12 protein-coding genes, 13 tRNA genes, 2 rRNA genes, 2 pseudogenes and 1 other annotated feature are annotated in these 12,039 nt (G+C 41.4%); of the genes and pseudogenes, 7 read left to right on the forward strand and 22 right to left on the reverse strand.

Annotation, left to right across the window (positions count from 1 at the left end; genetic code table 11):
* Positions 1-173 precede the first annotated feature (173 nt).
* Complete coding sequence (locus tag DKZ56_RS01745; RefSeq protein ID WP_245989579.1) at positions 174-446, reverse strand: IS66 family transposase; 273 nt, start codon at positions 444-446, stop codon at positions 174-176.
* 335 nt (positions 447-781) lie between these two features.
* Here DKZ56_RS01745 and DKZ56_RS15680 point away from each other — a divergent pair.
* Both DKZ56_RS15680 and DKZ56_RS15685 read left to right on the forward strand, forming a co-directional pair.
* Positions 782-1,092 (forward strand): annotated as a pseudogene (locus DKZ56_RS15680) (transposase).
* Complete coding sequence (locus DKZ56_RS15685) at positions 1,062-1,514, forward strand: transposase (protein WP_222837148.1); 453 nt, start codon at positions 1,062-1,064, stop codon at positions 1,512-1,514. The pseudogene DKZ56_RS15680 and the gene DKZ56_RS15685 overlap by 31 nt, the downstream one beginning before the upstream one ends.
* Before the next feature lie 126 nt (positions 1,515-1,640).
* On the opposite strand, the gene rrf (DKZ56_RS15875) is transcribed toward DKZ56_RS15685, so the two are convergent.
* A 5S ribosomal RNA gene (rrf, locus tag DKZ56_RS15875) occupies positions 1,641-1,750 on the reverse strand.
* 6 nt (positions 1,751-1,756) lie between these two features.
* Here rrf (DKZ56_RS15875) and DKZ56_RS01755 point away from each other — a divergent pair.
* The 4 genes and pseudogenes from DKZ56_RS01755 to DKZ56_RS15880 all read left to right on the forward strand — a co-directional run.
* Positions 1,757-1,918 carry a transposase domain-containing protein gene (locus tag DKZ56_RS01755; RefSeq protein ID WP_425471034.1) on the forward strand — a complete coding sequence of 54 codons (162 nt, stop codon included), beginning with the start codon at positions 1,757-1,759 and terminating at the stop codon, positions 1,916-1,918.
* Positions 1,919-2,112: 194 nt separating this feature from the next.
* Positions 2,113-2,310: a hypothetical protein gene (locus tag DKZ56_RS01760; RefSeq protein ID WP_208651006.1), complete on the forward strand. Its 198-nt coding sequence runs from the start codon at positions 2,113-2,115 to the stop codon at positions 2,308-2,310.
* Positions 2,300-2,653 carry an IS66 family insertion sequence element accessory protein TnpB gene (gene tnpB, locus DKZ56_RS01765; protein WP_208651007.1) on the forward strand — a complete coding sequence of 118 codons (354 nt, stop codon included), beginning with the start codon at positions 2,300-2,302 and terminating at the stop codon, positions 2,651-2,653. The genes DKZ56_RS01760 and tnpB overlap by 11 nt, the downstream gene beginning before the upstream one ends.
* Before the next feature lie 47 nt (positions 2,654-2,700).
* Positions 2,701-3,105 (forward strand): annotated as a pseudogene (locus DKZ56_RS15880) (IS66 family transposase); the annotation flags it as partial.
* Positions 3,106-3,125: 20 nt separating this feature from the next.
* Here the strand turns inward: DKZ56_RS15880 and DKZ56_RS01775 are convergent.
* From DKZ56_RS01775 to lysS, 15 genes are all read right to left on the reverse strand, one after another.
* A tRNA-Gly gene (locus DKZ56_RS01775) sits at positions 3,126-3,200 on the reverse strand.
* A 33-nt stretch (positions 3,201-3,233) separates the two neighbouring features.
* Positions 3,234-3,308 (reverse strand) — tRNA-Lys (locus tag DKZ56_RS01780).
* A gap of 4 nt (positions 3,309-3,312) precedes the next feature.
* Positions 3,313-3,388, reverse strand: a tRNA-Thr gene (locus DKZ56_RS01785).
* Between the two features lie 5 nt (positions 3,389-3,393).
* Positions 3,394-3,469: transfer RNA gene (locus tag DKZ56_RS01790), tRNA-Val, on the reverse strand.
* 275 nt (positions 3,470-3,744) lie between these two features.
* A tRNA-Ala gene (locus DKZ56_RS01795) sits at positions 3,745-3,820 on the reverse strand.
* 11 nt (positions 3,821-3,831) lie between these two features.
* A tRNA-Pro gene (locus DKZ56_RS01800) sits at positions 3,832-3,908 on the reverse strand.
* Positions 3,909-3,927: 19 nt separating this feature from the next.
* A tRNA-Arg gene (locus DKZ56_RS01805) sits at positions 3,928-4,004 on the reverse strand.
* A 20-nt stretch (positions 4,005-4,024) separates the two neighbouring features.
* Positions 4,025-4,113, reverse strand: a tRNA-Leu gene (locus DKZ56_RS01810).
* Positions 4,114-4,116: 3 nt separating this feature from the next.
* Positions 4,117-4,191: transfer RNA gene (locus DKZ56_RS01815), tRNA-Gly, on the reverse strand.
* Between the two features lie 14 nt (positions 4,192-4,205).
* Positions 4,206-4,290, reverse strand: a tRNA-Leu gene (locus DKZ56_RS01820).
* Positions 4,291-4,298: 8 nt separating this feature from the next.
* Positions 4,299-4,373 (reverse strand) — tRNA-Lys (locus tag DKZ56_RS01825).
* Positions 4,374-4,377: 4 nt separating this feature from the next.
* Positions 4,378-4,453, reverse strand: a tRNA-Thr gene (locus tag DKZ56_RS01830).
* A gap of 5 nt (positions 4,454-4,458) precedes the next feature.
* A tRNA-Val gene (locus DKZ56_RS01835) sits at positions 4,459-4,534 on the reverse strand.
* Between the two features lie 10 nt (positions 4,535-4,544).
* A 5S ribosomal RNA gene (rrf, locus tag DKZ56_RS01840) occupies positions 4,545-4,660 on the reverse strand.
* A gap of 135 nt (positions 4,661-4,795) precedes the next feature.
* Positions 4,796-5,097, reverse strand: a sequence feature (16S ribosomal RNA rRNA prediction is too short).
* Positions 5,098-5,819: 722 nt separating this feature from the next.
* On the reverse strand, positions 5,820-7,319 hold the full coding sequence (gene lysS / locus DKZ56_RS01845) for a lysine--tRNA ligase (protein ID WP_208651008.1): 1,500 nt from the start codon (positions 7,317-7,319) through the stop codon (positions 5,820-5,822).
* A 178-nt stretch (positions 7,320-7,497) separates the two neighbouring features.
* Here lysS and DKZ56_RS01850 point away from each other — a divergent pair, with 178 nt between their 5' ends.
* Entirely contained in the window at positions 7,498-7,974 is a 477-nt protein-coding gene (locus tag DKZ56_RS01850) for a DinB family protein (protein ID WP_208651009.1), read from the forward strand.
* Positions 7,975-8,025: 51 nt separating this feature from the next.
* Here DKZ56_RS01850 and dusB read toward each other — a convergent pair whose 3' ends face one another.
* The 5 genes from dusB to cysK form a co-directional block, all read right to left on the reverse strand.
* Positions 8,026-9,045: a tRNA dihydrouridine synthase DusB gene (gene dusB / locus DKZ56_RS01855; protein ID WP_208651010.1), complete on the reverse strand. Its 1,020-nt coding sequence runs from the start codon at positions 9,043-9,045 to the stop codon at positions 8,026-8,028.
* A 61-nt stretch (positions 9,046-9,106) separates the two neighbouring features.
* Positions 9,107-9,610, reverse strand: coding sequence for a 2-amino-4-hydroxy-6-hydroxymethyldihydropteridine diphosphokinase (gene folK, locus DKZ56_RS01860; RefSeq protein WP_208651011.1), 504 nt, complete (start codon positions 9,608-9,610; stop codon positions 9,107-9,109).
* Positions 9,603-9,974: a dihydroneopterin aldolase gene (gene folB / locus DKZ56_RS01865; protein ID WP_208651012.1), complete on the reverse strand. Its 372-nt coding sequence runs from the start codon at positions 9,972-9,974 to the stop codon at positions 9,603-9,605. The genes folK and folB overlap by 8 nt, the downstream gene beginning before the upstream one ends.
* An 18-nt stretch (positions 9,975-9,992) precedes the next feature.
* Entirely contained in the window at positions 9,993-10,856 is an 864-nt protein-coding gene (gene folP / locus DKZ56_RS01870) for a dihydropteroate synthase (protein ID WP_208651013.1), read from the reverse strand.
* Positions 10,857-11,043: 187 nt separating this feature from the next.
* On the reverse strand, positions 11,044-11,979 hold the full coding sequence (cysK, locus tag DKZ56_RS01875) for a cysteine synthase A (protein WP_208651014.1): 936 nt from the start codon (positions 11,977-11,979) through the stop codon (positions 11,044-11,046).
* Positions 11,980-12,039: the final 60 nt, after the last annotated feature.

Genomic DNA, 12,039 nt, shown 5'->3' on the forward strand with positions numbered 1-12,039 from the left:
AGAGTTTTGGATGTGAATGTGAAGGTTTTTTTTTACAAAATAAAAAAGGGCTCTATAATATTTGGTGCTGGTTGTATCGTAAGCCCGAAATATGTGAGATAAATAAAAAAATGCGCACCCTTCTGGTACACATGACGAATAGCCCGTCAATCCCAAGTTTTTCGGATTGAGGGCTATTTTTCCATTGAGCATGATTCACGAATCGTTTTCGACCATGGCAAATAGCGATTTAATATCTCTGGCTGTTGATGGATTGGTAAACTTGGAAGTTCCGACAACAATTTCACTAAGTATTGATAAAAATCAATTCCATTCGCTTTTACCGTTTCAGCCAAGCTTAAACAGATGGCATTTGCATCGGCTCCCGATTCACTCACGGAAAACAGCCAGTTTTTTCGTCCAATGACATTCGGCCGAATCGCATTTTCAGCTGAGTTGATGTCCATTTCAATGCGCCATCATACAGAAAAGCTTTTGGCTCTATAATATTTGGTGTTGGTGGATACAACCAGCACCAATTTTTTTGAACAAAAAAATGAGACAGTGACAAAACTCTGGTAAAATGTAATCGACCAAAACCACATTTACAAGGAGTGATGTCACAGTCTTACCATCATTCTATACGAAACCTACTCAATATAAAAGACAAAAATATCACATTTGATGAAAATTTTTGTTCTACCGAAACGATTAAAAAAGCTATTATCAACCAAATGTTCACTACCTTCCAAAGCATTTGTGTTTTGATGAGCTTAAATCAGTGAAATCCGCAGCTGGAGCGATGTCCTTTATTTTCTGCGACTCTGAAACGGGGGAGATTGTGGATATCGTGGAGGACCGGAGATTACCTGTCCTCAAAGAGTATTTCTTACGGTATTCCAAGAAGGCGAGAGATGCGGTAAAAACGATTGTCATCGATATGTACAGCCCTTATATTTCCAAGAAGTTTTTCCTAAAGCGGAAATCATACTCGACAAATTCCATATCCTCCAACTATTTAGCAGAGCTTTAAACAAAACGCGCATCAACGTCATGAATCGGGATAAAAAGAATTACAATAAATTGAAAAAAAATACTGGAAGCTCCTTCTGAAAGATCAAACAAAACTTGATTATAAGATCTATACATATCATCGTTGCTTTAAAAAGCATATGTGTGAGGTGGAGATTCTCCACTATCTCATTGATTTAGATTCTGAATTAAAGGCGTCCTATGAGTTATATCAATACGTGCAACATTGCATCAAAATCAAAGACTTTGAGCTCCTAAAGAAAACATTAGAGAATAAACAAAATATCTTTTCCAGCTATATGAAAATCGCCATCAAGACAATCAACAAATACATCAATTACGTGGAGAATACGTTGAAATACGATTATAACAACGGCATTTTAGAGGGGATTAATAACAAAATCAAGGTGATTAAACGCATTTCTTTCGGTTATCGATCCTTCTATCACTTTAGAAACCGAATATTCATTACCCAAAACTTAGCGAAAATAAAAACAGCTTAGGGGAACCTCGAATTTCCCCTAAGCCATCCGATTACATATTACCAAATAATGTCACTAAAATTTATTCACCAACACCATTTGACAAAGAACCTAAAAAAGCACCACGGTTTTAGTGGTGCCATCCTTGCGAAGCGACGTCCTACTCTCGCAGGGGGAAGCCCCCAACTACCATCGGCGCTGAAGAGCTTAACTTCCGTGTTCGGTATGGGACGGGAGCCGATGCAAATGCCATCTGTTTAAGCTTGGCTGAAACGGCAAAAGCTAATGGAATTGATTTTTATCAATACTTAGTGAAAGTATTGTCGGAACTCCCAAGTTTACCAATCCATCAACAGCCAGAAATATTAGATCGCTATTTGCCATGGTCGAAAACAATTCGTGAATCATGTGCAATGGCAAAATAGCCCTCAATCCGAAAAAACTTGGGATTGAAGGGCTATTCATCGTGCGTACCAGAGGGTGCGCATTTTTTTATTTATCTCACATATTTCGGGCTTACCCTTCATACAAAAGTAAGCCCGAAATCAAACAACGCCTACAAATCAATGACACCTTCCTGTAAGATGAAAGTAACAATTACAGAGGAGGTGTTCTTTTTTTGGCAACGGAAAAACTCAATATCGTGCCTGTAAAATTAGAGTCCAAATCTGATCCAACTCCATCCCCAGCAAGTCGTGGTGCACTCAGACCAATATGCGTCATTCAATCCAATCAATGTAAAATCTCCTTCTACCCCGGTGTCAAACCTCAATTACTTCAAGCGGTTATCAGGGAGTTGAATCGAAATGATTCATGATTTTACAAAATGCAAAAATATCTATATCATTTGCGGTCATACAGATATGCGAAAAGGAATCGACGGTCTAGCAACGCTAATTCAGGATTCATTCGAACTCGATCCATACAGCGAGGCAATCTTCTTGTTTTGCGGTCGAAGGAAAGATCGTTATAAATGTTTATACTTTGATGGAGATGGCTTCGCTATGCTTTATAAACGATTGGATAATGGCAAACTCCAGTGGCCACGAAATGAAAATGAAGTTCGTCGGCTCACACAACAACAACTTCGTTGGTTACTTGAAGGACTCACAATTCATCAACCGAAAGCCATACAAAAATCTAAAAAAGGTGTCTTTTAACCAATGATTACTAGTGATATAATCAAGACATTATTGAATTTGTACGGAAAGCACCACAACCAGCGATTCAACGAAGTATTGCTGGACCAACGGTCTTGGCAAAAATCATCTACGATAAGTTTGTTCAATATTTACCTTTATATCGCCAGGTAAAGGAATGGAACCGTTATGGTCTCCTTACAAACGATAAAAATTTATCGAACTGGGTGATTCGAATCGCGGAGGATTGGCTTCATCCAATCTACCATCGAGCACCACAACCAGCGATTCAACGAAGTATTGCTGGACCAACGGTCTTGGCAAAAATCATCTACGATAAGTTTGTTCAATATTTACCTTTATATCGCCAGATAAAGGAATGGAACCGTTATGGTCTCCTTACAAACGATAAAAATTTATCGAACTGGGTGATTCGAATCGCGGAGGATTGGCTTCATCCAATCTACCATCGCAATTCCGCCACCCCGGCAGTTGGAGCGGAAGACGGGGTTCGAACCCGCGACCCCCACCTTGGCAAGGTGGTGTTCTACCACTGAACTACTTCCGCAAAACGAAAAGATTCATAAATTTTTAAAAATAATGGTGAGCCATGAAGGACTCGAACCTTCGACCCTCTGATTAAAAGTCAGATGCTCTACCACTGAGCTAATGGCTCATAATGGTGCCGGCGAAAGGAATCGAACCCTCAACCTACTGATTACAAGTCAGTTGCTCTACCAATTGAGCTACGCCGGCAAATATGGTGGAGGATGACGGGATCGAACCGCCGACCCCCTGCTTGTAAGGCAGGTGCTCTCCCAGCTGAGCTAATCCTCCATGAGTTGTTCTCTCAAAACTGGATAACGACATTGAAAGGATATTGGTTAAGTCCTCGATCGATTAGTATCCGTCAGCTCCACACGTCACCGTGCTTCCCGCTCGACTTGCATGTATTAGGCACGCCGCCAGCGTTCGTCCTGAGCCAGGATCAAACTCTCCATAAAAGAAAATTTGATTAAGCTCAAAATTTGTCCATTTCTAATCCGTCAACGAGGGTTAACGAATTAGATCATTTAAACATTAACGTTTTGGTGTTCAGTTTTCAAGGTTCATGGTGGAGCATAGCGGGATCGAACCGCTGACCTCCTGCGTGCAAAGCAGGCGCTCTCCCAGCTGAGCTAATGCCCCTATATAACGCATGGTCGGGAAGACAGGATTCGAACCTGCGACCCCTTGGTCCCAAACCAAGTGCTCTACCAAGCTGAGCTACTTCCCGGTTCTTTTATTTTTTATTATGGCGCGCCAGGCAGGAGTCGAACCCACAACCTTCTGATCCGTAGTCAGACGCTCTATCCAATTGAGCTACTGGCGCTTTATGTTGTTTATATTGATTGGTGCCGAGGACCGGAGTCGAACCGGTACGGTAGTCACCTACCGCAGGATTTTAAGTCCTGTGCGTCTGCCAATTCCGCCACCCCGGCAGTTGGAGCGGAAGACGGGGTTCGAACCCGCGACCCCCACCTTGGCAAGGTGGTGTTCTACCACTGAACTACTTCCGCAAAATTTGAAACTATGGTGCGGGTGAAGGGAGTCGAACCCCCACGCCGTAAGGCGCTAGATCCTAAGTCTAGTGCGTCTGCCAATTCCGCCACACCCGCGAAATAAATGGTGAGCCATGAAGGACTCGAACCTTCGACCCTCTGATTAAAAGTCAGATGCTCTACCACTGAGCTAATGGCTCGTAATGGTGCCGGCGAAAGGAATCGAACCCTCAACCTACTGATTACAAGTCAGTTGCTCTACCAGTTGAGCTACGCCGGCAAATATGGTGGAGGATGACGGGATCGAACCGCCGACCCCCTGCTTGTAAGGCAGGTGCTCTCCCAGCTGAGCTAATCCTCCGTTTTTTTTAGCCTAGCGACGTCCTACTCTCGCAGGGGGAAGCCCCCAACTACCATCGGCGCTGAAGAGCTTAACTTCCGTGTTCGGTATGGGAACGGGTGTGACCTCTTCGCCATCGTCACTAGACTATTTATTTGGAACATGAATTATTATATCACTTTGTTCAGAAATTGCAAGTGTTTTTTTAAAATAATTTTTGTTCCTTCAAAACTGGATAACGACATTGAAAGGATATTGGTTAAGTCCTCGATCGATTAGTATCCGTCAGCTCCACACGTCACCGTGCTTCCACCTCGGACCTATCAGGTCGGCTACGCATCGTCGCCTTGGTAGGCCGTTACCCCACCAACTAGCTAATGCGCCGCGGGCCCATCCTATAGTGATAGCAGAACCATCTTTCAACACCGAAGCATGCGCTTCGATGTGTTATCCGGTATTAGCTCGCGTTTCCGCGAGTTATCCCGGTCTATAGGGCAGGTTACCCACGTGTTACTCACCCGTCCGCCGCTAACCAATCAAAAAGCAAGCTTCTTAATTGGTCCGCTCGACTTGCATGTATTAGGCACGCCGCCAGCGTTCGTCCTGAGCCAGGATCAAACTCTCCATAAAAGAAAATTTGATTAAGCTCAAAATTTGTCCGTCTCTAATTCGCCAACGAGGGTTAACGAATTAGAATTTTAAACATTAACGTTTTGGTGTTCAGTTTTCAAGGTTCATCAAACGACAACTCTTATATTATATCATTCAAAGAATTGAGTGTCAATACTTTTTTAGCAATCGCTTCATCGAAGGTTTTTATTGTAATAACTTATTTCTTAGCGACAGCTTTTATATAATAACATCACTAACTTTATTCGTCAACACATTTTATTATATTTTTTTAATTCCTTGTTCTCAAATCTCGGATTAATAAATCAACTATATCTATGAAAGGTTTTTATTATAAAAGAATAGAAGAAGAGGCTGGGACAAATCTAAAAAACATCACTTTCTCTTTAGAGAAAACGATGTTTTTTTGATATGTTATTAAAAATTGATTTCCGTTCCGGGGACGCTTTCCGCGGGCCCAGCTCGAGCCTCCTCTGAGTCATTCCTTCGCTCCTCGTGGTCTCGAGAGTGCTCGTCGCAGGAAAGCTTTGAATTTATTTCCTTGAACTTGCTCCGCTTTGCGACTAAGCGTGCGCGACAGGAACTCGCCCCGTCACTTCAATCAATTTTTTATCGAAACTCTTTCAGCTACCCCTATAATTTTTTGTTTATGTCCCAGCCTCAGTAATTAATTATATTAATCTCTTGGACGCATTGTTGGGAATAGTAATACGTCACGGATGGATTGAGAGTTTGTCAATAGCATCACTAAACGGTCGATACCGATTCCTAAACCGCCTGTTGGAGGCATACCATATTCCAGAGCCTCAATGAAGTCTTCGTCCATTTCATGCGCTTCGTCATTACCTGCTGCTTTTTCAGCTAATTGCGCTTCAAAACGTTCTCTTTGGTCGATTGGATCGTTTAATTCAGTAAAAGCATTCGCATGTTCACGGCGAACAATAAACAATTCAAATCGATCTGTGAAGCGTTCATCTTCTGGATTTTTCTTAGCAAGCGGTGAAATTTCAACCGGATGACCATATACAAAGGTTGGTTGAATTAATGTTTCTTCTACTTTTTGTTCAAAAAACTCATTGATAATGTGCCCTACTTCATGCATTTCCTGAATTTCAACACCATGTTCTTTCGCCAAATTTCTTGCTTCTTCAAGCGACATTGGCTGCCAGAAGTCAACACCAGTCACTTCTTTAATAGCATCTACCATATGCACGCGTTTCCAACCTGGAGAAAGATCGATTTCATATTCACCGTATTGGATTTTCGTTGTGCCAAGTACTTCTTGAGCTACATGGGAAATTAAGTTTTCCGTAAGCTCCATAATATCTCGGTAATCTAAATAAGCACCGTATAGTTCCAATAAAGTGAATTCCGGATTATGACGCGTAGAAATACCTTCATTGCGGAATACCCGTCCAATTTCATAAACTTTTTCAAGTCCGCCCACAATTAAACGCTTTAGATGCAATTCCAACGCAATGCGTAAATATAAATCCATATCCAATGCATTATGATGGGTAATGAAAGGACGAGCTGCTGCACCACCAGCCACTGTATGCAAAATTGGTGTTTCAACTTCTAAATAACCTTGTCCATCTAAGAAATTGCGAATAGAACGAATAATTTTTGAACGCGTAATAAATGTCTCTTTGCTTTGAGCATTTGTCATTAAGTCCAGATAACGTTGGCGATAGCGCTGTTCAACATCTTGCAAGCCGTGGAATTTTTCCGGCATCGGACGCAAAGATTTCGTTAAGTGAATGAACTCGTTTGCTTTTACGGAAAGTTCTCCCGTGTTTGTTTTGAAAACGACTCCACGCACTCCCACGATATCTCCTAAATCCGCATGTTTAAATAAATCGTAGGCTACTTCTCCTACGCGGTCTTGGCGTACATAAATTTGGATTTGACCTGCTACATCTTGAATGTGGGCAAATCCAGCTTTTCCTTTTCCGCGCTTTGTCATAATGCGGCCAGCAATAATCACTTCATGCTCTTTTTCTTCTAGTTCTTCTTTTGTAAATGCATCAAATTGTTCATGAACATCTGAAGACAAGTGTGTACGTTCGAAACGTTTGCCAAATGGATCGAAACCTTTTGCACGAATATCATTTAACTTTTGGCGTCTCACCAAAAGTTGGTCATTTAATTCTTCAATATTTGACACGTCTTTCACTCCTCGTAAAATTTAAAACGTTCTGTTCATAGTCCATAATGTTACTATTGTACACAATTTCAATCATCTCTTCATCTATTTTGAAAGATTTTGCTTATAATTTTAAGATAATGGAGGCTTTTGTATATAATGTTCTTGCATCCAGTTGTAATAATAAACTTTTCAAGAGGTGTTTTCAATGTATCGAAAAATAGATGACTTCATAAAAGAATGGAAACAAAATTGTGCTGGTACAATCGCTATTATGGAATCAATTACAGAAGAAAAAAAACATTTTTCTATCGTTGAAGGCCACAATTCCCTAGAATCCCTTAGTTGGCACTTAACAACTGCTCCTTCATATTTTTTCGGACTTATGGGGCAGCAGCTAAATGTAAAGTTGAATCCATCTGTACCTCCGAAAACAATGAAGGAAATCATCGACGAGTATAAAAAAGTAAGTGAAGAAGTCGTAAACGCTGCAAAAAATTTAAATGATGAATCGTTGGAAAATGAAGTGGATATGCTCGGAAATCCAACTCCAATCGGCGCATTACTTCGCACCCTTGTTGATCATCAAACCCATCACCGTGCACAAATGCAAGTGCTGTTAAGACAAGCTGGTTTGCCTGTTCCAGGTGTAATGGGCCCAACAAAGGAACAATCCAACGCCTAATCCAGGACAAGCCGTCTCAACATCTGAGACGGCTTTTATCTTTACGCAATTTTATACCAATTGAATCTCCGGTTCCGGCTGTTCTTCCTTTTGTTCTACAACGCCAAGTAAAATGGTGCGCAATTCTTCTGCTGTTTCCACTTGATTAATCGCATTGCGAATATTGCCATTGCCTCGAATCCCTTTTAAATACCATGCTGCATGTTTACGCATTTCACGTACAGCCACATATTCTCCTTTTAATTGGATGAGACGTTCAAAGTGCAATAAACAAACATCGATCTTTTCTTGAACGGACGGCTCCGGCTTCAATTCGCCGGTTTCAAGATATTGGACTGTCCGATAAATCATCCATGGATTTCCTAATGCAGCACGGCCAATCATCACGGCATCGACACCTGTTTCATCCAACATCCGTTTTGCATCTTGCGGCGTTTCCACATCACCGTTTCCAATCACCGAAATGTTTACATTTTCCTTCACTTGGCGAATAACATCCCAATTGGCTTTTCCTTCATACATTTGAACTCTTGTACGACCGTGTACAGCGACAGCGCTGCCGCCCGCTCTTTCAATGGCTTGCGCATTTTCAACCGCAAGAATGTGCTCATCATCCCAGCCAATGCGCATTTTTACGGTAACCGGTTTTTTCACGGCATCGACAACGGCTGCCACCATTTCATAGACTTTATTTGGGTCAAGTAGCCACTTTGCTCCCGCTTCACATTTAATGACCTTATTGACAGGGCAGCCCATATTGATATCAATTATATCCGCATTAGTATATTGGTCTACAAATTTTGCCGCTTCCACAAGGGTTTCCTTTTCACCACCGAAAATTTGCAATGCAATCGGCTTTTCTCTTTCGTCGATATAAAGCATCTCCAGCGTTTTCTTATTTCGGGTGATTAATCCTTTATCGCTGATCATTTCAGCATACACAAGCCCCGCTCCGAATTCTTTTACCGTTAAGCGGAACGCTACGTTGCTTATCCCCGCCATAGGAGCCAGCACTACACGATTTGCCATCGCGATATTCCCAATTTGAAACGGCTTTTTTTCATTCGACATGCCGCTCCTCCTTTCCCCTCAATTGGTTATATATAAACGCTTCTTTTATGCCGCGTCGTCATCATGACAAAAAAATAGAATTCTTCCACTTCCGGATGCCTTCTTGTTCAAGATTCATATTCTTCAACGCTGATTCCGCCTGCATCAATTTTTCGGTGAATGGCTTCTTGGCCACATCCATCAGCGGAACTAGCACAAAGGCTCTCTCAAACATCCGGGGATGTGGAATGATTAAATTCTCCGACTCAATATTGTCGTTATTATACAATAAAATGTCAAGGTCGATAGTTCTTGGCCCCCAACGAATCGTCCTCACACGACCAAGCTCATTTTCAACAGATTGACAAGCCTTTAACAATTCAAAAGGTGTCATTGTTGTTTGGGCATATACGACGATATTTAAAAAGGAGGGTTGATCCACATATCCTACTGGAGCCGTTTCATAAATCGGCGATATCGTTTTGATGAAAATCCCTTCTTTTTGCTTCAGCAAATCAATGGCTGCTTTTAAATGTTGTTCTCGATCGCCCAAATTTGTTCCTAAAGATAAATAAACATCATTCACTGTAATGACCCCTTACAATCTCCACTGCTACTTCTTTATAATGTCCAGGGATTGGCGGATCTGGTTTTACCAATTCCACTTTGCATCCAAACACTTGTCCTTCATACTTTTCCAAAATTGCTGAAGCAATGGCTTCTGCTAGTGCTTCAATCAACTGGAAAGGTTCCCCTTCCATAATAGATTTGCATAATTCATATACTTCCACATAGTTGACTGTATATTGCAAATCATCCGTTTCTCCCGCTTTTCTTGTATTCAATGCAAGCGATATCGTTACTCGAAAGCGCTGCCCCAGTACTGTCTCTTCGGGCAATACCCCATGATATCCATAAAACTGCATATCCCGCAAATGAATATAATCCATACGATCCCTCCTAAAAAATTAATGTCTTTCAGGCAGTTCACCTTCTACTTCAAATTTGCCCATTAATGCATCTATCATTTTCACCGTTCTTGCTACTTCTTTTACATCATGCACCCGAACAATATGGCAGCCTTTCATGACTCCATACGCACAAGTGGCAGCCGTTCCTTCCACCCGCTCATGCAATGGCAAGCCAAGAATAGTACCAATCATACGTTTTCTAGATGTCGCTAACAAAACGGGATAACCTAATGCTGCAAGCTCGTCCAAACGCTGCATCGTTTCAATGCTTTGCTGCAAGTTTTTCGCAAACCCGATACCCGGGTCTAGAATGATATGCTCATCCGGCACTCCAGCAGCTTTGACGATCTCAATACTTTCTTTCAAGTCATTTAATAAATCTTCAAAGAAATTAGTGTAATTTGCGTCTTTTCGATTGTGCATCAAAATAATGGGAACGTTATATTGCGAAGCAACTTTAGCCATTTCCGGATCGGCCTTTGCTCCCCATATATCGTTGATGATATGGGCTCCAGCTTCAATGGCAGCGAGGGCAACAGCCGATTTATAAGTATCGATTGAAATAATAGCTGGCACTTCTTTCCTCAATGCTTTAATCACCGGAACAACACGGGCAATTTCTTCTTCATCGGAAATGCGCGTATAGCCAGGCCGAGTCGATTCTCCCCCTACATCAATGATTTTTGCACCATCTTGAACCATTTGTTTAGCATGCTCTATAGCTGCTTCAACGGAATTGTATTTCCCTCCGTCAGAAAATGAATCCGGCGTCACATTCAATATCCCCATTACAAAGGTCTCTTTCGTATAATCAAGCTTTATATGATTAATGATTAACGGTTTAAGATATTTAGATAACATCAAATGTACACCCCAAATCTGTTCGTCCTAAATATTCATTCTCAATAAGTATAACATTTTCCAAGCTGAGGCACTTCAATCTTTATCCCCTTGCTATACTTCTCATGTTCCTAGTATTTCCTGTGCAATATTTCCCCCCCAAAAAAAATCGACATTATCCAAAAGGACAATGCCGATTTTTGTGCGATTAGTCTTCGAAGTTGTATAAAGCTGTTGATAGGTAGCGTTCACCGTTGGATGGAACAATTGCTAATACGTTAGAACCTTTGCCTAAACGTTTTGCTGTTTGAATTGCAGCGTAGATTGCAGCGCCAGATGAAATACCGCATAAAATACCTTCTTCACGGCCTACTTTACGAGCTGTTTCAAAAGCAGTTTCATTATCAACTGGGAATACAGAGTTGTAAATTTCTGTATTCAAAACTTTTGGTACAAATCCTGCTCCGATACCTTGGATTTTGTGGGAACCAGGTTTACCGCCAGATAATACTGGAGAATCTTTAGGTTCAACCGCAATAATCTCGATATTAGGGAATTTTTCTTTTAATACTTCTCCGGCACCTGTGATTGTACCGCCAGTTCCAACACCAGCAACAAAGGCATCTAATTGTAAACCGGAATTTTCAAAAGCTTCCACGATTTCAGGACCTGTTGTTAAACGGTGGATTTCTGCGTTTGCAGGGTTTTCGAATTGTTGCGGCATGAAGTAGCCATTCTCTTCAGCAAGGGCTGTTGCTTTTGCAATGGCGCCTTTCATTCCTTCTGGTCCAGGTGTTAATACTAATTCGGCACCATAAGCACGAAGCAATTTGCGGCGTTCAATACTCATTGTTTCTGGCATTACTAAAATAGCACGATAACCTTTTGCAGCAGCGATCATCGCAAGTCCGATACCAGTGTTTCCGGAAGTTGGCTCAATAATTGTGCCGCCTGGTTTTAATCGGCCATCTCTTTCAGCAGCTTCAATCATCGCTAAAGCAATACGGTCTTTAACAGAACTTCCTGGGTTGAAATATTCAAGTTTTACCCAAACAGTTCCTTCATCTTCAGTTGTAGCATGGTTTAGTTTTACGATTGGTGTGCGACCTACTAATTCAGTAACAGAATTATATAATTTGCTCATCACGGGTTCCCCTTTCTAATGCCGACTATTTTTATAGGTTTTCATGTTTTAATATTAACA

Origin of the sequence: Ureibacillus thermophilus (assembly GCF_004331915.1) — a bacterium.
GTDB lineage: Bacteria > Bacillota > Bacilli > Bacillales_A > Planococcaceae > Ureibacillus > Ureibacillus thermophilus.

What these genes read in the sequence shown, in the direction of transcription:
- DKZ56_RS01850 (WP_208651009.1), top strand. Translation starts at nt 7,498, where the DNA reads ATGTATCGAAAAATAGATGACTTCATAAAAGAATGGAAACAAAATTGT.
- folP (WP_208651013.1), bottom strand. Translation starts at nt 10,856, where the DNA reads ATGTTATCTAAATATCTTAAACCGTTAATCATTAATCATATAAAGCTT.
- DKZ56_RS01745 (WP_245989579.1), bottom strand. Translation starts at nt 446, where the DNA reads ATGGACATCAACTCAGCTGAAAATGCGATTCGGCCGAATGTCATTGGA.
- cysK (WP_208651014.1), bottom strand. Translation starts at nt 11,979, where the DNA reads ATGAGCAAATTATATAATTCTGTTACTGAATTAGTAGGTCGCACACCA.
- folB (WP_208651012.1), bottom strand. Translation starts at nt 9,974, where the DNA reads ATGGATTATATTCATTTGCGGGATATGCAGTTTTATGGATATCATGGG.
- dusB (WP_208651010.1), bottom strand. Translation starts at nt 9,045, where the DNA reads ATGTCGAATGAAAAAAAGCCGTTTCAAATTGGGAATATCGCGATGGCA.
- tnpB (WP_208651007.1), top strand. Translation starts at nt 2,300, where the DNA reads ATGATTCATGATTTTACAAAATGCAAAAATATCTATATCATTTGCGGT.